Origin of the sequence: Variovorax gossypii (genome assembly GCF_003965815.1) — a bacterium.
In the GTDB taxonomy this organism is placed as follows: domain Bacteria; phylum Pseudomonadota; class Gammaproteobacteria; order Burkholderiales; family Burkholderiaceae_C; genus Variovorax; species Variovorax gossypii.
In genome coordinates this window covers 683,271-703,442 of sequence record NZ_RXOE01000001.1, presented here as the reverse complement: position 1 = coordinate 703,442, position 20,172 = coordinate 683,271, and the positions used below count along the sequence as shown (strand labels likewise).

At 68.9% G+C, this 20,172-nt stretch carries 20 protein-coding genes; 13 read left to right on the top strand and 7 right to left on the bottom strand.

The window, feature by feature from the left end:
• The first annotated feature begins 124 nt into the window (after positions 1-124).
• Genes bioA through bioD form a run of 3 tightly spaced genes read left to right on the top strand, consistent with a single transcriptional unit; the run spans position 125 to position 3,472 of the window.
• Positions 125-1,507, top strand: coding sequence for an adenosylmethionine--8-amino-7-oxononanoate transaminase (bioA, locus tag EJP69_RS03170; protein ID WP_126468705.1), 1,383 nt, complete (start codon positions 125-127; stop codon positions 1,505-1,507).
• A complete protein-coding gene (gene bioF / locus EJP69_RS03165) occupies positions 1,491-2,723 on the top strand; it encodes an 8-amino-7-oxononanoate synthase (RefSeq protein ID WP_126468704.1) in 1,233 nt (410 codons plus the stop codon). Before bioA ends, bioF begins: the two co-directional genes overlap by 17 nt.
• Positions 2,720-3,472, top strand: coding sequence for a dethiobiotin synthase (gene bioD / locus EJP69_RS03160; protein WP_126468703.1), 753 nt, complete (start codon positions 2,720-2,722; stop codon positions 3,470-3,472). Before bioF ends, bioD begins: the two co-directional genes overlap by 4 nt.
• Here the strand turns inward: bioD and EJP69_RS03155 are convergent.
• The gene (locus EJP69_RS03155; protein WP_093195252.1) at positions 3,455-4,507 is read right to left on the bottom strand and encodes an aldo/keto reductase; all 1,053 of its coding nucleotides are present in this window, start codon (positions 4,505-4,507) and stop codon (positions 3,455-3,457) included. The two genes, bioD and EJP69_RS03155, sit on opposite strands and share 18 nt — an antisense overlap.
• A 267-nt stretch (positions 4,508-4,774) precedes the next feature.
• Between EJP69_RS03155 and EJP69_RS03150 the strand changes: the two genes are divergently transcribed.
• Together EJP69_RS03150 and EJP69_RS03145 are read left to right on the top strand one after the other, a co-directional pair.
• A complete protein-coding gene (locus EJP69_RS03150; RefSeq protein ID WP_093195251.1) occupies positions 4,775-5,767 on the top strand; it encodes an AraC family transcriptional regulator in 993 nt (330 codons plus the stop codon).
• Between the two features lie 152 nt (positions 5,768-5,919).
• Complete coding sequence (locus EJP69_RS03145) at positions 5,920-7,146, top strand: SAM-dependent methyltransferase (RefSeq protein ID WP_093195250.1); 1,227 nt, start codon at positions 5,920-5,922, stop codon at positions 7,144-7,146.
• Positions 7,147-7,149: 3 nt separating this feature from the next.
• Here the strand turns inward: EJP69_RS03145 and EJP69_RS03140 are convergent, their stop codons facing one another.
• Complete coding sequence (locus EJP69_RS03140) at positions 7,150-8,199, bottom strand: SDR family oxidoreductase (RefSeq protein WP_093303164.1); 1,050 nt, start codon at positions 8,197-8,199, stop codon at positions 7,150-7,152.
• A gap of 105 nt (positions 8,200-8,304) precedes the next feature.
• On the opposite strand from EJP69_RS03140, the gene EJP69_RS03135 reads away from it, so the two are divergent.
• Together EJP69_RS03135 and EJP69_RS03130 are read left to right on the top strand one after the other, a co-directional pair.
• Entirely contained in the window at positions 8,305-9,267 is a 963-nt protein-coding gene (locus EJP69_RS03135; RefSeq protein WP_126468702.1) for an AraC family transcriptional regulator, read from the top strand.
• Positions 9,268-9,335: 68 nt separating this feature from the next.
• Positions 9,336-10,829 (top strand): MFS transporter, encoded by a 1,494-nt coding sequence (locus EJP69_RS03130; protein WP_093195247.1) that lies wholly within the window; start codon positions 9,336-9,338, stop codon positions 10,827-10,829.
• Positions 10,830-10,835: 6 nt separating this feature from the next.
• Here the strand turns inward: EJP69_RS03130 and EJP69_RS03125 are convergent, their stop codons facing one another.
• A complete protein-coding gene (locus tag EJP69_RS03125) occupies positions 10,836-11,264 on the bottom strand; it encodes a GNAT family N-acetyltransferase (protein ID WP_126468701.1) in 429 nt (142 codons plus the stop codon).
• A gap of 140 nt (positions 11,265-11,404) precedes the next feature.
• Between EJP69_RS03125 and EJP69_RS03120 the strand changes: the two genes are divergently transcribed.
• From EJP69_RS03120 to EJP69_RS03110, 3 genes are read left to right on the top strand one after another with little or no spacing between them, the layout of a single operon-like run.
• Complete coding sequence (locus tag EJP69_RS03120; RefSeq protein ID WP_126468700.1) at positions 11,405-13,027, top strand: FAD-dependent oxidoreductase; 1,623 nt, start codon at positions 11,405-11,407, stop codon at positions 13,025-13,027.
• On the top strand, positions 13,024-13,353 hold the full coding sequence (locus tag EJP69_RS03115; RefSeq protein WP_093195245.1) for a 4Fe-4S dicluster domain-containing protein: 330 nt from the start codon (positions 13,024-13,026) through the stop codon (positions 13,351-13,353). The genes EJP69_RS03120 and EJP69_RS03115 overlap by 4 nt, the downstream gene beginning before the upstream one ends.
• 29 nt (positions 13,354-13,382) lie before the next feature.
• Complete coding sequence (locus EJP69_RS03110; protein WP_126468699.1) at positions 13,383-14,372, top strand: ABC transporter substrate-binding protein; 990 nt, start codon at positions 13,383-13,385, stop codon at positions 14,370-14,372.
• A 16-nt stretch (positions 14,373-14,388) separates the two neighbouring features.
• Here the strand turns inward: EJP69_RS03110 and EJP69_RS03105 are convergent, their stop codons facing one another.
• Genes EJP69_RS03105 through EJP69_RS03090 form a run of 4 tightly spaced genes read right to left on the bottom strand, consistent with a single transcriptional unit; the run spans position 14,389 to position 17,989 of the window.
• A complete protein-coding gene (locus EJP69_RS03105) occupies positions 14,389-15,288 on the bottom strand; it encodes a substrate-binding periplasmic protein (protein ID WP_126468698.1) in 900 nt (299 codons plus the stop codon).
• Positions 15,281-16,108 carry an ABC transporter permease gene (locus EJP69_RS03100; protein WP_126468697.1) on the bottom strand — a complete coding sequence of 276 codons (828 nt, stop codon included), beginning with the start codon at positions 16,106-16,108 and terminating at the stop codon, positions 15,281-15,283. Before EJP69_RS03100 ends, EJP69_RS03105 begins: the two co-directional genes overlap by 8 nt.
• Positions 16,105-16,914: an ABC transporter ATP-binding protein gene (locus tag EJP69_RS03095; RefSeq protein ID WP_093195242.1), complete on the bottom strand. Its 810-nt coding sequence runs from the start codon at positions 16,912-16,914 to the stop codon at positions 16,105-16,107. The genes EJP69_RS03100 and EJP69_RS03095 overlap by 4 nt, the downstream gene beginning before the upstream one ends.
• 10 nt (positions 16,915-16,924) lie before the next feature.
• Complete coding sequence (locus EJP69_RS03090) at positions 16,925-17,989, bottom strand: ABC transporter substrate-binding protein (protein ID WP_126468696.1); 1,065 nt, start codon at positions 17,987-17,989, stop codon at positions 16,925-16,927.
• Positions 17,990-18,206: 217 nt separating this feature from the next.
• On the opposite strand from EJP69_RS03090, the gene mgrA reads away from it, so the two are divergent.
• The 3 genes from mgrA (at position 18,207) to EJP69_RS03075 (ending at position 20,088) form a co-directional block, all read left to right on the top strand.
• Positions 18,207-19,247 carry an L-glyceraldehyde 3-phosphate reductase gene (gene mgrA / locus EJP69_RS03085; protein ID WP_093195240.1) on the top strand — a complete coding sequence of 347 codons (1,041 nt, stop codon included), beginning with the start codon at positions 18,207-18,209 and terminating at the stop codon, positions 19,245-19,247.
• Between the two features lie 111 nt (positions 19,248-19,358).
• The gene (locus EJP69_RS03080; protein ID WP_093195239.1) at positions 19,359-19,556 is read left to right on the top strand and encodes a hypothetical protein; all 198 of its coding nucleotides are present in this window, start codon (positions 19,359-19,361) and stop codon (positions 19,554-19,556) included.
• A gap of 40 nt (positions 19,557-19,596) precedes the next feature.
• Complete coding sequence (locus EJP69_RS03075; RefSeq protein ID WP_126468695.1) at positions 19,597-20,088, top strand: P-loop nucleotide/nucleoside kinase family protein; 492 nt, start codon at positions 19,597-19,599, stop codon at positions 20,086-20,088.
• Positions 20,089-20,172 lie beyond the last annotated feature (84 nt).

The window sequence follows — 20,172 nt, the reverse complement described above, 5'->3', positions numbered from 1 at the left end:
CGCGGGGGCTACGCCGCTGAACGTCGCTGATCGGCCCGTCATTTCACGCGCGGCGCGGTGGTTTGCCGCCCCGTGAACGCGTCTATACGATCCCGCGCCTTGCCCTCACGAAAGGACTGCGCGGGTGCCTCCGAAGACTGCTTTCTCCTCATCCTCCAATGCCGATCTGCAGCGGCGCAGCCGGCTCCACGTCTGGCATCCGTGCACGCAGAGCATCCGGCTCGAAGCGGTGCCGCCGCTGCCCATCGCGCGCGGCGAGGGCGTGTGGCTCTTCGACCAGGAGGGCCGGCGCTACATGGACGCCACCAGTTCGTGGTGGGTCAATCTCTTCGGGCACGCACATCCCGCGATCAACGACGCACTGAAGCAGCAGCTCGACACGCTGTCGCACGTGATGCTCGCCGGCTGCACGCACGCGCCCGCGGTGGAACTGGCCGAGCGGCTCTCCGCGCTCACGGGGCTGGCGCTGGGCCACTGCTTCTATGCGTCAGACGGCGCTTCGGCGGTGGAGATCGCGCTGAAGATGAGCTTCCACTTCTGGCGCAACGCGGGTCGTAGCGGCAAGCGGCGCTTCGTCGCGCTGAAGCAGGGCTATCACGGCGAAACGCTGGGCGCGCTGCACGTGACCGACGTACCGGTGTTCCGCGACGCCTATGCGCCCTTGCTCGCGAACGCGCACCTGGTCGCCTCGCCCGACGCGCGTAACGCACGTGCGGGCGAGGGCGCGGCCGATGTCGCACGCCGCGCGGCCGCCGAACTCGAGGCGCTGCTGGCCGAACAGCACGACACCATCGCCGCCGTGATCGTCGAGCCGCTGGTGCAGTGCGCTACCGGCATGGCGATGCACGATCCCGAGTACCTGCTGCTCGTACGCGCCCTGTGCGACCGCCACGGCGTGCACCTCATCGCCGACGAGATCGCAGTGGGCTGCGGGCGCACCGGCAGCTTCTTCGCCTGCGAGCAGGCCGGCATCTGGCCCGACTTCCTGTGCCTGTCGAAAGGCATCAGCGGCGGCTACCTGCCGCTCGCGCTGGTGATGACGCGCGACGCCATCCACGACGCCTTCGTCGACGACGACGCGGCGCGCAGCTTCCTGCATTCGCATTCATACACCGGCAACGCGCTGGCTTGTCGTGCTGCACTGGCCACGCTCGACCTGTTCGAGTCGGAAGACGCGCTGCGACGCAACCGCGACCGCGCGGCGCGGCTGCTGCAGCGGCTGCGCGACGGACTCGAAGGCCAGCATGCAGACCATCTGCGGCAGCGCGGAATGATCACGGCCTTCGACGTGCGCGAGCCGGGTGCGCGCTTCGCCGAGCGCTTCCACCTGGCAGCGCGCGCGCAGGGGCTGCTGATGCGGCCGATCGGCAACACCGTGTACCTGATGCCGCCCTACGCGATAGGCGACGGCGAGATCGACCGGCTGGTCGACGGCACGCTGGCCACGCTGAAGGCCACCATGGAAACCAACCCGAAGGAAGGAACCCACGATGTCGCGCTTGCTTGACCGCCTGCAGGAAGAGATCGACGCGCTCGATGCCTTGTCGCTGCGCCGCAGGAGGCAGATCGCCGAAACAGCCTGCGCGCCGGAGCAGACCCTCACGCTGGCAGGCGCCGCCGCGCCGCGCACCATGCTCGGCTTCAGCAGCAACGACTACCTCGGTCTCGCGGCGCATCCGGCGCTCGCCAAGGCGTGGGCCGAAGGCGCCGCGCTCTACGGCACGGGCAGCGGTGGCTCGCACCTGATCCTCGGCCACTCGCGCGCCCACGCGCAGCTCGAGGAAAGGCTCGCGGACTGGATGTCGCCCTTCATCCCGCAAGCGCGCAGCCTGTTCTTCTGCACCGGCTACATGGCCAACCTAGCGGTGCTGTCGGCGCTGGGCGGGGCCGATGCGGTCATCTTCTCGGAATCGCTCAACCACGCTTCGCTGATCGACGGCGCGCGGCTCGCCAAGGCGCGCGTCGAGCGCTACCCGCATTGCGACGTGGCCGCGCTCGACACCCAGCTCGCCAGCTGCGATGCGCCGGTAAAGATCATCGTGAGCGACGCGGTGTTCAGCATGGACGGCAACATCGCGCCGGTGGCCGAACTGCTCGCGCTGGCCGAGCGGCACGACGCATGGCTGGTGATCGACGACGCGCACGGCTTCGGCGTGCTCGGCGCGACGGGGCGCGGCGTGCCCGAAGCCCTGGGCCTGCGCTCCGAGCGGCTGGTGCTGGTCGGCACGCTGGGCAAGGCGGCGGGCGTGTCGGGTGCCTTCGTGGCGGCGCACCGCACCGTCGTCGACTACCTGGTGCAGCGCGCGCGGCCGTACATCTTCACCACGGCCGCGCCGCCGGCGGTTGCGCATGCGCTGCTTGCGAGCCTGGCGCTCATCGAGGGCGAGGAGGGCGCTGAGCGTCGCGCCCGGCTGCTGGCGCGCATCGCGCAGTTGCGCAGCGGCCTGAAGGCGGTGCTGCCGGCGGACGGCAGCGCATGGCTGGCCGAGTCGCCCACTGCGATCCAGCCGCTGATCGTGGGCGACAACGCGCGCGCGATGCGGATCATGGCGCAACTCGACGGCCACGGCCTGCGCGTCGGAGCGATCCGCCCGCCCACCGTGCCGGCAGGCACCGCGCGGCTGCGCATCGCGCTGTCGGCCAGCCACGGCGAAGGCGATGTCGCGCGGCTGGTCGATGCATTGGGCGAGGCCCTGTTCCGGCCTGCGAAGGAAGCCGCATGACGCACCGGGCGTGGTTCGTGACCGGCACCGACACCTGCATCGGCAAGACGCTCGTCAGCAGCGCCATGCTGAGCCTGCTGGCCGGCTCGGGCCTGCGCGCGGTCGGCATGAAGCCGGTGGCGGCGGGGCTGGAAGAAATCGATGGTGAATGGCGCAACGAGGACGTGGAACAGCTGCGCGCCGCCGGCAACGTCGATGCCCCGCTGGCGCTGCGTTGCCAGTACCTGCTGCGCGCGCCGATGTCGCCACACCTCGCGGCGCGGCAGGAAGACGTGCGCATCGAGCTGCAGCCGATGCTCTCGGCGTTCGACGAGCTTTCGGCGCGTGCCGATGCCGTGGTGGTGGAGGGCGTGGGCGGCTTCTGCGTGCCGTTTGGCGACGACCTCGACAGTGCCGACCTGGCAGTTGCGCTGGGCCTGCCGGTGATCCTGGTGGTCGGCCTGCGGCTGGGCTGCCTCAACCATGCGCTGCTGAGCGCCGAGGCCATCCGCGCCCGAGGGCTGGTGCTGGCGGGCTGGGTGGCGAGCATGGTCGATCCGTCGATGCTCGCGCCGCAGGCCAACCTGCAGACCCTGCGCGCGCGGATCGGCGCGCCCTTGCTCGGCATCGTGCCGCACCTGGAGCGGCCCGATGCGGCCGGCGCCGCCCGCCACATCGACCTGCGCGCGCTGCGGGCGACGGCGGCGCATGCCGCGCGTCGCCCGATGCCGGAAACGTCGGAGACGACGGCCTCAGCCGCGGCGGCCTGACTCTTCCAGCCGCTTGCCGCGCACGCCGCCCTGGCGCTCGAGCATCCAGCCGGGGTATTCGGCCGGCAGCGCGCTCACCTTGTCCAGCGTGGCGAGCTCGTCGGCCGTGAGCTTGATGGCGGTGGCCGCGATGTTGTCGTCCAGCTGCTCGGCGCGCTTGGCGCCGATGATCACACTGGTCACCACCTGCTGGTGCAGCAGCCATGCCAGCGCGATCTGCGCGACCGACACGCCGCGTGCTTCCGCCAGCTGGCGCATCACGTCGATGCAGTCGTAGGCGCGTTCGACGTTCACCGGCGGAAAGTCGAAGGTGGTGCGGCGGCTGCCTTTCTCCGCTTCGGTGTCGCGGCCGTACTTGCCGCTCAGCAGGCCGCCCGCCAGCGGGCTCCACACCATCAGGCCGACGTTCTCGCTGCGCAGCAGCGGCACCAGCTCGCGCTCCAGGTCGCGCCCGGCGATGGTGTAGTAGGCCTGCAGCGACTCGAAGCGCGCCAGCCGGTCGCGCTCGGCGATGCCCAGCGCCTTGGCGATCTGCCAGGCCGCCCAGTTCGAGACGCCCACGTAGCGCACGTGGCCCTGGCGAACCAGGTTGTCGAGCGCGTGCACGGTTTCCTCGATGGGCGTGACGGGGTCGAAGCCGTGGATCTGGTACAGGTCGATGTGGTCCAGCTGCAGGCGCTGCAGGCTGGCCTTCACGCCGTCCATGATGTGAAAACGCGAGGCGCCGGCGGAGTTGACACCCTTGCTGCCGGTTTCGCCCAGCACCTTGGTGGCCAGCACGAAGCTGTCGCGCGGCACCTTGAGGTTCTTCAGCGCCTGGCCGGTGATGACTTCGGACTGGCCTTCGGAGTACACGTCCGCCGTGTCGATGAAGTTGATGCCGGCGTCCAGCGAGCGGCCGATCAGGCCCTCGGCTTCTGACTGCTGGAGGTTGCCGATCTGGCCCCAGATGCCGGAGGAGCCGCCGAAAGTCATGGTGCCGAGGCACAGTTCGGAAACGAAAAGGCCGGTGCGGCCGAATTTGCGGTACTGCATGGAGAAATGTTCCTTTGCGATGGAGGCGTCCGTGCCCGGTCCGGTAGATGCCGCAGGAGCGCGGAAGGCCTGAAAAAGTATCCCGCCGCGGCCCGGCCGCCGGCGCGCGCGTTCCTGCAAAGGTCTTGCCTATTTCTCCAGACCTCCCCCGCGGCGCGTGCGAAGCGGGGAGAGCGGCGCTAAGCTCCGATCCGCTCATTCCTCCAGAGGGCAATCCGCCCCTGCCTGCCGGTTCCTGCCGGCCCCATCGTGACAAGGTGCCCGAACATGTCCGACGAAACACCCGAAATCGCAGCCGCCATCGCCCAGCCGATGCCGCTGGAACCCGAACTCGACGACGCCCGCAAGGAACTGGTGGCGCTCATCGAGCACATCACCCGAGGCCAGGAGGGCACGGTCGTCACGGCGGTGCCCGGCCTGCAGGTGTTCTGCATCCGCAAGCCCGAAGGGCCCAAGCACGGCTTCGCGTCCCCGGCGCTGGGGCTCATCGCGCAAGGCTCCAAGCGCATCATCGTGGGCGACGACATCTACGTGTACGACCCGATGCACTACCTCGTGACCTCGGTCGACCTGCCGGTGTGCGGCCAGGTCTGCGTGACGAGCGAGAGCGAGCCCTACCTGGGCGTGAGGCTGGAGCTGGCCCTCGACGAGATCGGCGACCTCATCGGCGACGAGAAGCTGCCCGCCAAGGCCAACGCGCCGGCCTCGCGTGGCATGTACGTCAACCGCATCGCCATGCCCGTGCTCGAGCCGGTGCTGCGCCTGCTGCGGCTGCTTGACACGCCGGAAGACGTGCCCATCGTGGCGCCGCTCATCAAGCGCGAGATCATGTATCGCCTGCTGGTCAACGGAGAGGGCGCGCGGCTGCGGCAGATCGCCTTGCAGGACAGCCACACGCAGCGCATCACCAAGGCCATCAGCGCGCTGCGCATGAACTACGCCCAGTCGCTGCGGGTGGAAGACATGGCGCGGGCGGTGCACATGAGCGTGTCGTCGTTCCACCATCACTTCAAGGCCGTGACAGCGATGAGCCCGCTGCAGTACCAGAAGCAGCTGCGGCTGCAGGAGGCGAGGCGCCAGATGCTGATCGCCGGCGCCGACGTGGCGAGCGCCGCGCACAGCGTGGGCTACGAAAGCACCTCGCAGTTCGCGCGCGAGTACGGCCGCATGTTCGGTGCGCCGCCGCTGCGCGACAAGCGCCGCTGGCTGGGCGAGGCGGGCAACGACGCGATGGGCGCGGCGTCGATGGAAGCCGCCTGAAATTCGGGCATTGCGCGCCGCCCCCTTCTAGCACTTGCTGCGATTTCTTGCGCTGACGTGACCATGCACGTTCGGCGGAACTTCGTTATTGTTTTGCCCACTGCAGCGACGCACCCGTCCGGACGGGAGAACTCAACAACACGGAGAAATGCATGCTTTGGGAAAAGAAGCTGGCGCAGTGGAGCGCCGGCGTGCGCGAACGCGCTAACCTGCCGGCGCGGCTCACCCTGTGGGATGGCCAGTCCTTCGACTTCGGCAACTTCAGCGGACCTTCCGTCACGCTGCACGTGAAGTCGCCCGCGGCGCTGTCGCTGATGCTGCAGCCCACGCTCGACAACCTGGGCGAGGCCTACGTCAAGAGCAAGATCGACATCGAGGGCAAGCTCAGCGACGTGATCGACATCGCCTACGGCCTGGCCAGGACGTCGATGGAAAAGCCCGGCGGCGCGCTGCAGAACATGGCGCGCTACTTCACGCACACCAAGTCCTCGGACAAGAAGTCCATCCAGTATCACTACGACGTTTCCAACGAGTTCTACCAGCTCTGGCTCGACCCGAACATGGTGTACTCGTGCGCCTACTTCGAGAACGGTGACGAAGACCTCGCCACCGCGCAGCTGAAGAAGATCGACCACATCCTCACCAAGATCGAACTGAAGCCGGGCCAGACCCTGCTCGACATCGGCTGCGGCTGGGGCGCGCTGGTGATCCGCGCGGCGCAGAAGTTCGGCGCGCGCTGCGTGGGCGTGACGCTGTCGCAGAACCAGTTCGACCTCGCGACCGAGCGCGTGCGCGCCGCGGGCCTGGAAGACCGCATCGAGATCCGCCTGCAGGACTACCGAGACGTGACCGGCCAGTTCGACCGCATCACCAGCGTCGGCATGTTCGAGCACGTGGGGCGCAAGAACCTGCAGACGTACTTCAGGCACGTGCAGGAGCTCCTGGCCGACGACGGCGTGGTGATGAACCACGGCATCACCTCGTCCGACCCCGAGGGCGGCGGCGTGTCGTACGGCGGCGGCGACTTCATCGACCGCTACGTGTTCCCCAACGGCGAGCTGCCGCACATCAGCCTCGCGCTGCAGGCCATGCAGCAGGGCGGCCTCGAGGCCTTCGACGTGGAGAACCTGCGTCGCCACTACGCGCAGACTCTGCGCTGCTGGAGCGATTCCTACGAGGCCAACAGCGACAAGGCGCGCGCGCTCGTCGACGAAGAGAAGTTCCGCATCTGGCGCGTGTACCTCGCGGGCTGCGCCTATGCCTTCGAGAACGACGACGTGGCGATCTACCAGATCGTCGGGCGCAAGGCGGGCAGGGCGGCGAAGACGCTGCCCTGGTCGCGCCGCTACATCTACGACGGCACCTCGGCGCTGGCCTGAGCTTCAGGCGACGACGCCGGCCTCGATCAGGCTGCGCGCGCAGTCGACCACCGTGGCCTTCGCGGGGCGCGGCGCCCAGCCGAGCACCTGCTGCGCCTTCGCCGAGCTGAAGCTCAGCTTGCGGCCCAGCAGCGGCGTGACGTTGTGCAGCGCCTTGTCGAACACCGCGGCAAGGCGCAGCACGAAGTCGGGCAGCGTGCGCGTCGGCACCTTGCGGGCCTGCTCGCCGAGCCGGGCGCGCAGTTCGCCCGCGATGTCGGCCATCCACATGAAGTCGCGGATGGCGATGAAGCGCTGGCCCGCTGCCTCGGGCGCGGTCATGGCGCGGACGTGCAGGTCGGCGAGGTCGCGCACGTCGACGATGCTGAAGCCGATGCGCGGATTGCCCGGCAGCTTGCCGCCGAGAATGCGGCCGATCACCAGCACCGAGCCGAGGTTCTGCGAGCCCATCACCGGGCCGAACACCGCGCCGGGCAGCACGGTGGAGAGCGTCGTCTCGCCGCCATGGTCCTTCATGAAGTCCCAGGCCGCGCGCTCGGCGATGGCCTTGGACATCCGGTAGGCGTTGGTCTTGCCGGTGTCGTTCAGGTCGGTCCAGACGTTCTCGTCGGCTACGGCCCCTTCGTTGCTGCGCGAGGGCGTGGCAGCGGCGAGCGACGAGGTCATTACCACGCGCTTCACGCCGGCACGGGTCGCGGCGCGCAGCACGCGCAGGGTGCCGTCGCGGGCGGGCGCCAGCAGCGCATCGGTGCCCGAGGGCGAGTCGTTGCCCAGCGGCGAGGCCACGTGCAGCACGTAGTCGCAGCCGGCGACGGCCGCGTCCCAGCCGCTGTCGCTGGTGAGGTCGGCAACGTGGAAGCTCAGGCGGTCGTCGGCGCCGGCAACGACGGATGCGACGCTGGCGCGCACGCCGGTTTCCTTCGAAAGGCTGCGAACGGTGGTGCGTACCGTGTAGCCGCGCCGCAGGAGCTCGGCGATGCACCAGCCGGCGACGAAGCCGGTTCCGCCGGTGACGAGAACGGTCGATGAAGGTGCGAGGGGCGATGGATTCATGGGTCGTGTTCTATGGGGCGTGTTCTTCCTTGGCCCCGACTCTAGGCTCGAGGAATCAAACGATGAATGCGCTCCAGTGCGCTTTTTTTGCGCGATAGTCCGGAAATGAGCGCAGACCCCTTCTCCGAAATCATCCGGCTGACCAAGGCGCAGACCGTCGTCTCGGCCGTGTTCTCGATGGGCGGCCCGTGGTCGGTGCGCTTCCCGGCCTTCGACTACATCAAGTTCTTCGCGGTGGTGAAGGGCGTGTGCTGGTTCACGGCCGAGGGCGAGCAGGAGCCCCTGCGGGTGGAGGCCGGCGACGTGGTGCTGTTCTCGCAGTGCAGGCCCTTCGTGGTGGCGAGCGACCCGGCCCTGCCACCGGTGGAGGCGGCCAGCCTGCTGACCGGCGGCTTCAGCGGCATCGCGCGTTTCGGGGAAGGCGAGGACCACGTACAGATCGGCGGAAAGATCAGGCTCGACCCGCACGCCGGCGCGCTGCTGGCGGACATGCTGCCGCCATGGATCCACGCCAGGGCCTCGTCGCCGCAGGCCCCGGTGCTGCAATGGCTGCTCGACCAGATCGTGCGCGAGCGCGAAGGCGAACTGCCCGGCGCAGGCGTCGCCTCGGCCCAGCTCGCGCAACTGATGTTCGTGCAGCTGCTGCGCGCGCACATGGCGCAATCGCAACCCGATGCGCTGCCCGCCGGCTGGCTGCGCGCGCTCGGCGATCCGCGCATCGCGCCCGCGCTGCGGCTGATGCACGGCGATCCGGCCAGGGCCTGGCAGCTGGAAGAGCTGGCGCATGCTGTGGCCATGTCGCGCACCACCTTCGCCACGCGCTTCAAGGCCGCGGCCGGCGTGCCGCCGCTGACCTACCTGCACAACTGGCGCATGCGCCTGGCCGAGCAGGGCCTGCGCGAGGGCACAACGTCGCTGCTCGCATTGGGCCTGTCGCTCGGCTACACCTCGGAAAGCGCGTTCAGCAACGCCTTCAAGCGCAGCGTGGGCGTGTCGCCCAAGCGCTATCGCGATGCCGCGAAGGCTGAAGCGAAGAGTCTGCCGGAGGCCAGTCTTAGCCCAGCCTGAGGAACGGGCCACGCCCGAGAGCCCGAGCGGGGGACAGGGGCTCATGCCGTCTATAGCATGCATGGCTCATGACCTCCACGCCCCAAAGAACAACAAGCCGCCCACTGGTCATCGCCTCGATCATGGCCTCCATGGCGATGGTGGCCATAGAAGCCACCATCGTCTCCACCGTGATGCCGCAGATCGCCTCCGAGCTGGGAGGTCTGCATCTCTACAGCTGGGTGTTCGCCTCCTTCCTGCTGGCGCAGACCGCGATGACGGTGGTGTTCGGCAAGCTCTCCGACCTGTACGGCCGCAAGCCCATCATGTTCGTGGGCATCGCGGTCTTCGTCATCGGCTCGGTGCTGGCGGGCTTCTCGTGGTCGATGCCGGCCATGATCTGCTTCCGGCTTATCCAGGGCATTGGCGCGGGCGCGATCCAGCCGGTGTCGCTCACCATCGTGGGCGATCTCTACCCGGTGCGCGAGCGCGGCAAGGTGCAGGGCTGGCTCGCGAGCGTGTGGGCGGTGTCGGCGGTGGTGGGGCCGATGATCGGCGCGCTCATCGTGCAGAAGCTCTCGTGGGCGTGGATCTTCTGGGTCAACGTGCCCATCGGGCTGGCCGCCGCGGCCGGCTTCTGGCTCTTCCTGCACGAGGCGCCCACGGTGCGGCGCTCGTCCATCGACATGGTGGGCGCGGTGCTCTTCACCATCGGCATCGCGGCGCTGATGATCTCGCTCACCGAATTCGGCGTGGGCAACTCGGGCGTGGCGCTCGCGTGGGCGGGGCTCTTCGTGGTCACGCTGGTGCTCTTCATCGCGCAGGAGCGCCGCGCGGCCGATCCGATGGTGTCGCTGCGCCTGTGGGGCGCACGCATGATCGCCACCGTCAACGGCGCGGCCATGCTCGCCGGCATGGTGCTGATCGGCATCACCACCTTCCTGCCGATGTACGTGCAGGTGGTGCTGGAGCGCTCCTCGGTCACGGCCGGCCTCACGCTCACGATGGTGATGCTGGGCTGGCCCATCGGCGCGACGCTGACCTCGCGCACCTTCCATCGCATCGGCCTGTGGCGCATGGTGGTCGCCGGCGCGGCGCTGATCCCGGTGGGCACTTCGACATTCGTGCTGCTGGGGACGGGGAGCTCACCGGTGCTGCCTGCGGTCGGCTCCTTCATCATCGGACTGGGTATGGGCGTGATGAGCCTGAGTTCGCTGATCCTTATCCAGGAGGGCGTAGATCTCGCGCAGCGCGGCGTCGCCACGGCCTCGAACGTGTTCTCGCGCAACCTCGGCAGCGCGCTGGGGGCGGCCTTCTTCGGCGCGGTCTTCAACTTCGGGCTTACACACGGCGATGGGCGGCCGATGTTCAGCGACGAGCAGCTGCGCATGCTGCTGCAGGGCGTGCACGGCTCGGTCGCGGGCGACGCGGGCATCCGGCTCGCGCTGGGCGGCTCGCTGCATCTCACCTTCGTGATGATGCTGGTCGTGAGCCTGGGCGTGATCGCGCTGGCCCTGCTGCTGCCCAGGGAAGGGCTGGTGGAGAACCGTGCGGTCGGGGCGGGAGGCGCCGCGCCGAAGTAGTCCGCTTCAGGGCGCCTGCAGCGACTTCTTCATGAGCGCCAGGTAGAAGCCGGGCGCGTAGTCGTCGATGCGGGCGTATTCCTCGTAGCCCTGCTTCAGGTAGAAGCCGCGCGCCTGCCATTCGAAGGTGTCGAGCTTCGCATTCGTCGCGCCCAGCGCGATGGCCTGCCGCTCGGCCTTGGCCAGAAGGCGGCTGCCGAGGCCCGTGCCCCGGGTGTCTTCTTCCACGAAAAGCACTTCGATGTTGAGCCAGTACAGGAAGACGAAGCCGCGCAGCCCGCCCAGCAGTCGCCCGTTTTCGTCCTTCGCGTTGAGGCGGATGTACTTCTGCTCGGGATACTCGCCGACGAAGCCGTAGTTGTAGTGGCGCAGCTTGCGGCCGAGCTCGCCGGAGCGGAGTTCCTCCTCGGTGGCGGGCGAGATGGTGATGTTCATGGCGGTCGCTGCCTCGGTCTTGCGGAGGCGGCATTCTGCCCGCGCCCGCACAAGCCGCATATCGATGCGCGCTTTCCTTCTTTGTGCGCGGCGGCGCCCGTTGATACGGTCTCGGTCTTTGCACTGCGAGGCGATCGACCATGGGCGCGAGGGATTTCGAGCGGCATCTTCTTTCCGGGGCGGACGGCTCCGCGCGGCACGAGGCCGACGTTCTGGTGATCGGCGGCGGCCCGGCCGGTGCATGGGCTGCCGTGAGCGCCGCCGCGCAGGGTGCGCGCGTGCTGCTCGCCGACAAAGGCTTCTGCGGCACCTCGGGCGCGACCGCGCCTTCGGGCACGGGGCTGTGGCACGTGTCGCCCGAAGGCAAGGCGCGCGAGGAGGCCAAGGCCAGCCGGCTCGCGATGGGCGGCCATCTCGCCGAGCATGCATGGATGGACCGCGTGCTCGAGCAGACCTGGGCCAACGTCGAACGGCTCAAGGACTGGGGCTACCCCTTTCCCGCCGACGACCAGGGCGCGCTGCGCTGTACCTCGCTGCAAGGCCCCGAATACATGCGCCTGATGCGCAAGCGGGTCAAGGAGTCGGGTGCGCGCATCCTCGACCACAGCCCCGCGCTCGAACTGCTGGTGGACGAGCACGGCATCGTCTGCGGCGCCACCGGCGTGAACCGCCAGACGGGCGAGAGCTGGGTGGCGCGCACCGGCGCCGTGGTCATCGCCACCGGCGGCTGCGCCTTCCTGAGCCGCGCGCTGGGCTGCAACGTGCTCACGGGCGACGGCCAGCTGATGGCGGCCGAAGTGGGCGCGGCGCTCTCAGGCATGGAGTTCTCGAACGCCTATGGGCTCGGGCCTGCGTTCTCTTCGGTCACCAAGTCGCTGTTCTACAACTGGGCGACCTTCTACACGGCCGACGGCGTGGCGATCGAGGGCGCGGGCTCCTCGAAGGGGCGCGGCGTGATCGCGCAGACGCTGCAGTCGCAGCCCGTGTTCGCATGCCTCGACCGCGCCGACGCGCAGATCCGCGCGTGGATGCGCACCGCGCAGCCCAACTTCTTCGTCTCCTTCGACCGGCAGGGCATCGACCCATTCACGCAGCACTTCCCGGTGACGCTGCGGCTCGAAGGCACGGTGCGCGGCACCGGCGGCCTGCACCTGGTGGACGACAGCTGCGCCACCTCAGTGCCCGGCCTCTACGCGGCGGGTGACGCCGCGACGCGCGAGCTGATCTGCGGCGGCTTCACGGGCGGCGGCAGCCACAACGCGGCCTGGGCGCTGTCCTCGGGCTTCTGGGCCGGAGCGGGCGCGGCGGCCTTCGGGCGCGATGCGCGTGCCCGGTCATCGCAGCGCACCGTCTTGCGAGCTGGCGGCGTAGCGCTCTCGTCGCGCGGGGCCACGGCTTTCGACAGCCAGGAAGTGGTGCGCGCAGTGCAGGCCGAAGTCTTCCCCTACGAGCGCAACTGGTTCCGCGAAGGCGACGCGCTGCGCGATTCGCTCTCGCGGCTCGATGCCCTCTGGGAGCGCCTGCGCACCAGCGCGCCTGCTGCAACCGCGACGGAAGCCGTGCGCGCCCGTGAGGCCGCAGCCATGCTCGCCACCTCGCGCTGGATGTACCGCAGCGCCTTGCAACGCACCGAGACGCGCGGCATGCACCGCCGGCGCGAGCACGGCAAGCTCGATCCGTCGCAGCGCCACCGGCTGCTCAGCGGCGGGCTCGACGAGGTCTGGGTGCAGCGGCATGCGGTAAAGGAAGAGGTGGCCGCATGATCGAAGTCATCAGCGCCGAACGCTGCACCGCCTGCAACATCTGCGTGAACGCCTGCCCGACCAATGTGTTCGAGACGGTGGAGGGCGGCCCGCCGCGCATTGCACGGCAGGACGACTGCCAGACCTGCTTCATGTGCGAGCTGTACTGCCCGGAAGACGCGCTCTACGTCGCGCCCATCGCGGACCGCAGCGCCACGGCCGAGGAGCGCGATGCCGCCGCCGCGGCCCTGATGGGCAGCTACCGCAGCGCCGTCGGCTGGGGCCGTGGCAGGCAATCGACCGCATCGGCCGATGCGAGCTTCGAGCTGCTGCGGCGCGCGCACTGAATCTGTTTTTCTTCTCCAGAGTCTTTTCGATGTCCGATCTTCCAAGCCGCCGCCGCGTGCTGCGCGGCGCCGTCGCCGCGACTGCCGCTGCCGCCGCGAGCGCATTGCCAGTCTTCTCCATCGCGCAGCAGCAACAAGGCAGCGGCCAGATGCTGCGCCTGGGCTACATCGGCCCCGGCAAGAAGCCCGCGAACGCCACCGGCTGGGCGCTGCGGCAAGGACACCTGCTGCGCGAGCTGGCGCCGCTGGGCTTCAGGGAGGTGACGACGCGCAATTTCCCGAACGGGCCCGACCTCAACGAGGCGTTTCTCTCGGGCGCGCTCGACGTCGGCATCTACGGCGACACGCCCGCCGTCGTGGCGCGCTCGCGCGGGCTCGACGGGCAACTCATCGGCTTCGACGCGGTGGGCATGAACGTCTGGCTGCTCACGCCGCGCAATGGCGTGCGCAGCGTGAAGGAACTCGAGGGCCAGTCCATCGGCGTGGCGCGCGGCTCCTACATGCATCGCTACGTGCTGGGCCTGCTTCGCGAGAACGGTCTGCAGAAGTCCGTGAAGGTGATCCACATGTTCCCGCGCGACGGCGAGGCTGCGCTCGACCAGGGCTCGATCGCGGCCTTCGCGGCGCAGATCGACGTGGGGCCGCTGCTGGCCTCGCGCGGTTATCCGGTGATCGACGAGGCCGAGAAGCATCCGACGCTGCGCGGCACATCGGTGATCGTCGCTTCGGGCAAGCTGCTGGCCGCCTCTCCGGGGCTGCCCGCAGCCTGGACGCGCGCCCGGCGGACTGCCCTGCAGGAGATCCACCGCAACAGTGCCGACTATTACGCCTTCCACTCGGAGGTGAGCGGCTTTCCGCTGGAGATCGTGAAGATCTCGCATCCGCTGTCGCACTTTCCCGAAGCTGCGTACCCGGCCGAAGGGCTGGCGCTGCTCGACGAGGTGAAGAAGTTCCTGCTGGCCGAGAACCTCGTGAACCGCGACTTCGCTCTGGCCGAATGGCGCGCCCCGCAGGCCTGAGGCGCTCCCCGGCTGCTCAGGAGTGGCAGATGAAGCCGTCCTTGAGCAGCGTGATCTCGAACTGCAGGTTGCCCGCCCGCGCGCCGCGTGCCTGGGCCAGCGTGCCGTCGGCGCGCCACTGACGCAGCGCGGCGGCCAGGTAGTCGCGCGAGGCGGCGTCGCCCTGCGGCAGGCGGATGGCCGCATCCGACGGCGGACGCAGGCCGCTCGCCAGCGGCTTGTAGAAGCGCCACTCGTCGTTCTTGAGCAGGCGCTCCAGCACTTCCGCGTCTTCTGCCAGCGCCGTGCATTCGCCGGCCATGAAGGCCGACACCGCGTGCACGGAAGAGGGGTAGCTGTGCGGCTCGGCCCCGAAGCGCAGCGACACCGCGCCGGCATAGCCAGAGCCTTCGCCCACGCAGACCGATGCGCCGCGCAGCGCTTCGGCATCCTGCACGCGGCCCTTGCGCAGCGCGACCACCAGGCCGCTGCCGGTGTCGTAGCTGCCGGGCGCCGCGTCGATGCCCTTGGGCGCGGCCGTCGTCGGCACGCCGGCGACCAGCAGGTCGACGCGGCCCTCGCGCAATGCGGCTTCCTGCGCGGCGACGTCCAGCCCCACGAGTTCGAGCTTCAGGTTCAGCGAGCGGGCCAGCTCGCGCGCCAGTGTGGCGTCGAAGCCATCGGGCTCCGGTGGCGTGGGTGCCTCGGGCGGCGCTGGCCGCGGGTAGCGGCGCACGCCGACGACCAGCGTGCCGCGTTCGATGGCCTTGGCCAGCACCGGCCCCTTGGGCAGTTCGCTCAGCCGGCTGCCCGAGGCCCAGGAAGCACCCAGGCCCGCAAGCGCGGCGGCCGCGACCAGCGACACGCCGGCCAGCGCGAGCCGGCGACGACGCGAGGCAGGGGCGGAAGGGGAGACAGGGGCGGCTGCTTCACTCATCGAGGCTCAGCCCCCGCCGCCAGCGCAGCAGCCGTCGCTCCAGCAGCGCGAGCAGGTAGTTGAGCACCAGCCCCACCACAGCCAGCAGCAGGATGCCCGCGTACATCGTCGGTATCTGGAAGGTCTCCTGCGAGTTCAGCGTGAGAAAGCCCAGCCCCGAGTGCGCACCGATCATCTCGGCCGCCACCAGCGCCGTGATGCTGTAGGCGCCCGCCAGCCTCACGCCGGTGAAGATGGACGGCAGCGAGGCCGGCAGCACCACCTTGAAGAAGATGAAGCGCCGCGACGCGCCCATCGACAGCGCCGAGTTCACCAGCAGCCGGTCGACCTGCTTCACGCCGCCCACCGTGCTCAGCAGCACCGGCCAGAACGAGGCCCAGAAGATGATCGCCACCTTCGACAGCTCGCCGATGCCCAGGAACAGGATGAACACCGGGAACAGCGCGAAGGCCGAGGTCTGGCGAAAGAGCTGCAGCACCGGATCGACGATGGCGGCCAGCCGCTTCGAGCTGCCGATCAGCAGGCCCAGCACCACGCCCGAGAAGCTCGCGAGCACCAGCCCCCACAGCGAGCGCTGCAGACTGGCCACCAGGTGCTTCCAGAGCTGGCCCGTGTCGACAAGCTGCGCGATGCTCGCGATCACGGCGGAGGGCGGGCTCAGGTAGGCGTCGCTCACGATGCCCAGGCGCGGCAAGGCCTCCCACAGCGCCAGAAAGATCACGATGCCGATGCCGCGCTCGGCCACCCGGCCGAAGCCGCGCGCGAGCTTCAGGATTCGGTTCGGCGACCGGACCACCGGCGCGTCGAGCACCGCGCTCACGATACGACTCCTTCGAGCGACCTGGGCCGCAGGCCGATCTGCACTTCGTCTTTCAGCACTTCCCAGGCGCGCTGGCGCAGCGCCGCAAACTCGGCCGTGTGGCGCAGCTCCGCCGAACGGGGCCGCGCGAGCGGGATGTCGATGATGTCCTTGATGCGCCCGGGCCGCTGCGTCATCACCGCGACGCGGTCCGACAGGTACACGGCTTCCTCCAGGCTGTGCGTGATGAAGACGATGGTCTTGCGGTACTGCTCCCAGATGCGCAGCAGCTCGCCCTGCAGGATCTCGCGCGTCTGCGCGTCGAGCGCGGCGAAGGGCTCGTCCATCAGCAGCACGTCGGGTTTGTAGGCCAGCGAGCGCGCGATGGCCACGCGCTGCTTCATGCCGCCCGAGATTTCGTGCGGGTAGCGGTCGGCGAAGCCGTGCAGGCCGACCAGCTCCAGGTATTCGTGCGCGGTGCGGCGGCGCTCGGCCTTGCCGATGCCGCGTATCTCCAGCCCGACCGCGATGTTGTCCAGTACCGACAGCCACGGAAAGAGCGCATAGCCCTGGAACACCACGCCCTGGTTGCGGTTGATGCCCGAAAGCGGCTGGCCGTTGATGGCGATGCGCCCGCCGGTGCGCTCGGTGAGCCCGGCCAGGATGCCGAGAAAGGTCGACTTGCCGCAGCCCGAGGGCCCGAGCACCGAGAGGAACTCGCCCTCGCGCACGTCGAGGTCGAAGCCTTCGAGCACGCGAACGCGATCGCTCGCGCCGCGCGCCGCGTAGTCCATCCGCACGTCGCGGGCAGAGATCTTGATGCTCATGGGCGAGTGCTCAGGTCCTGGTGGCGAACGGGTTGAACTCGTTCGTGTACACGTCCTTCACCGACACCTTGCCGGCGGCCAGCTTGCCCTCGGACTGCAGGATGTCGATGTAGTACTGGATCGGCGGCTCGGTCACCACCAGGTCGTCGACGTAGGCATAGCGGTCGACGTTCTTCAGGTCCATGTTGATGCGCTTGGCCACCAGCTTGCGCGCTTCCTCGGTGTTGGCGTTGACCCAGTTGCCGGCCTTGGCAAGTGCCGCGACCACGTCGCGCACGGCCTCGGGGTGCTGGCGGATGAACTGGCCGTGCGCGCTGTAGGGCGCCATTCCTCCGAGGCCGCCGTCCAGGTCGTAGTCGCTCCACAGGCGCACCAGCTGGTCGGCGTTGTCGGCGCGGCCGGAGAAGGGCGCGTGGATGATCGCCAGGTCGGTGTTGCGCGTCACCAGCGTCTGTTCGGCCTGCTCGTCGGGAATGACGACGAAGTTGATCTTGTTCACGTCCACGCCGTGCTGGCGCAGGTACTTCTTGGTGACGAACTCGGCGCATGCGCCGAAGCTGTTGAAACCGATGGTCTTGCCTTCGAGGTCTTTCGGTTCGCGGATGCCCGAGTCCTTGCGTACGAAGTACTTCATGTGCGGCGCTTCCTGCAGCGTCTTGCCGCCGGCGGCCACCACCTTCAGGTCGGCGCCCGAGGCGATGGCGGAGATCACCAGCGGCACCATGCGGCTGCCGAAGTCGATCTCGCCCGTTCCCACCAGCGGAATGATCTGCGGCGCGGCGATCTTGCCGACGTAGTCGGGGCGGGTGTTCGTGCCCTCGAAGTAGCCCAGCTCGTCGGCCAGGTAGATCAGGTCGAACGAGGGGTTGTTCGGGTACTTGAAGGCGACCTTGTCGCCGGTCTTCTTCACCACGGCCGGGGCGCCGCCGGCCGATGCGGTCTTGCCGCCTTCCTCGCGCGAGCAGCCCGCGAGCAGGGCGCCGCCGAGGCCTCCGGCGGCGGCGAGCGAGGCGAAGGTCTTGAGCGCGTGGCGGCGCGAAGGACGCGAAGGAAGGGCGGGGGTCTCGATGGGCATGGCGGCACGCTCGCGCGGGGGAGCGCTCTTTCTGCAAGTTGGCGGAGCGCCGATGCTAGGAAGCGCTCCGCGCCGGGCCAACGAAGAAAACCGCCTATGCATATGCGGCGACGGATAAGTGCGACAGCGGCGTGGAAATGCTTGCCGCGCCGGGCCTGCGGGGGCATCCTCGACGGCTCCTTTCCATCCTCATCCATCGTCAGGACAAGACACGCCCATGACCTACCACGCCGACTCCAAGCGCTACGACGCCATTCCCTACCGCCGCGTCGGGCGCAGCGGGCTCGTGCTGCCCGCCATTTCGCTCGGGCTCTGGCACAACTTCGGGGACACCACCTCCATCGCCACGCAGCGCCAGTTGCTGCGCACCGCCTTCGACCTCGGAATCAACCACTTCGACCTGGCCAACAACTACGGCCCACCCTACGGCAGCGCCGAGACCAATTTCGGCCGGCTGCTGCGCGAAGACTTCAAGCCGTACCGCGACGAGCTCATCATCTCGAGCAAGGCCGGCTGGGACATGTGGCCCGGCCCCTACGGCCAGGGCGGCGGTTCGCGCAAATACGTGCTCGCGAGCCTCGACCAGAGCCTGAAGCGGCTGGGCGTGGACTACGTCGACATCTTCTATTCGCACCGCTTCGATCCGCACACGCCGTTGGAGGAAACCGCCTCCGCGCTGGCCCAGGCCGTGCAGCAGGGCAAGGCGCTCTACATCGGCATTTCTTCTTACTCGGCCGGCAAGACGCGCGAGATCGCCGCGCTGCTGCGCGAGTGGAAGGTGCCGCTGCTCATCCACCAGCCGGCCTACAACCTGTTCAACCGCTGGATCGAGAAAGACCTGCTCAACGCCACCGACGAACTGGGCGCCGGCGTCATCGCCTTCACGCCGCTCGCGCAGGGCCTGCTCACCGACAAGTACCTCAACGGCATCCCGCCCGACGCACGCATCAACCGGCCCGGCGGCGGATCGCTGAAGCAGGAGCACCTGTCGGAGGCCAATGTCGAGCGTGCCCGTGCGCTCAACGAGATCGCAAGACGCCGCGGCCAGACGCTCGCGCAACTCGCGCTGACCTGGACGCTGCGCGATCCGCGCGTCAGCTCGGCGCTGATCGGCGCAAGCCGGCCCGAGCAGATCGTCGACAACGTGGCCGCGCTCTCGCATGCGCCGCTGAGCGCCGAGGAGCTCGCCGAGATCGACAAGTACGCGGTGGAAGGCGGCGTCAATCTGTGGGAGAAGCCTTCGACCGACTTCGCCTGAATGTGCGCGTCACGATTCACCAATCGAATCAGGAAACTTGGAATCCGTCTTTGGCAGGAGCGGTGGTGCCCAGCAGAATCGGCGCAAGAAAGCATTTCGCGATTCACTGCCATGCAACTGCGCACCCACTATGTTTCCCCGGCCGCCCAGGCTCGCCATGTGATCGACCTGACGGCGAAGGCATGGCGCATTCCCCCGAGTTCACCGCATGCGCTGGCGCGCCGCGCACCGCACGGCTATGTGCCGTTGAGGGCGCTGCGCCGGCTGCGCGCGGCCACGATGCTGACCCTGCTGCCGCATTCGTGGTGAGCGCCATGCCGGGCCGTCGGGCCCGGGTGGAGGCGAGGCCATGCTGATCGTCCTGGGCGGATTGCCGGGCACCGGCAAGACCACCATTGCGCGGGAGATCGCCGCGCTCATTCCTTGCGCGCATCTGCGCATCGACACCATCGAGCAGGCGCTGCGCTCGACCGGCGCGGACGTAGGGCCGGCCGGCTATGTCGTGGCCTATGCGCTGGCCCGCTCAAATCTCTCGCTCGGGCAGACGGTCCTGGCCGATTGCGTCAATCCACTGCCGGTCACTCGCGAGGCATGGCGCGCGGTTGCAGTGGACACCGGCTCGCGCATCGTCGAGGTCGAGATCGTGTGCTCCGATACTGCCGAGCACCGTCGCCGCGTCGAGCAGCGCAGCATCGACGTGCCGGGCCTCGTGCCGCCGACCTGGGAGACCGTGCAGCGGCACGACTACGTGCCGTGGAGCACGCCGCATCTCGTCGTCGACACAGCTGCCCTCGGTGCGCACGAGGCCGCGAAATTGATTCTTTCGCACACACGCGACTGAGCATTCAGCAGATATCGATATAGAAATTCGGCGCAAACGATGCGCGCGATGCCCAAGAGAATTTGACGCAATTCTTTCAAGGGC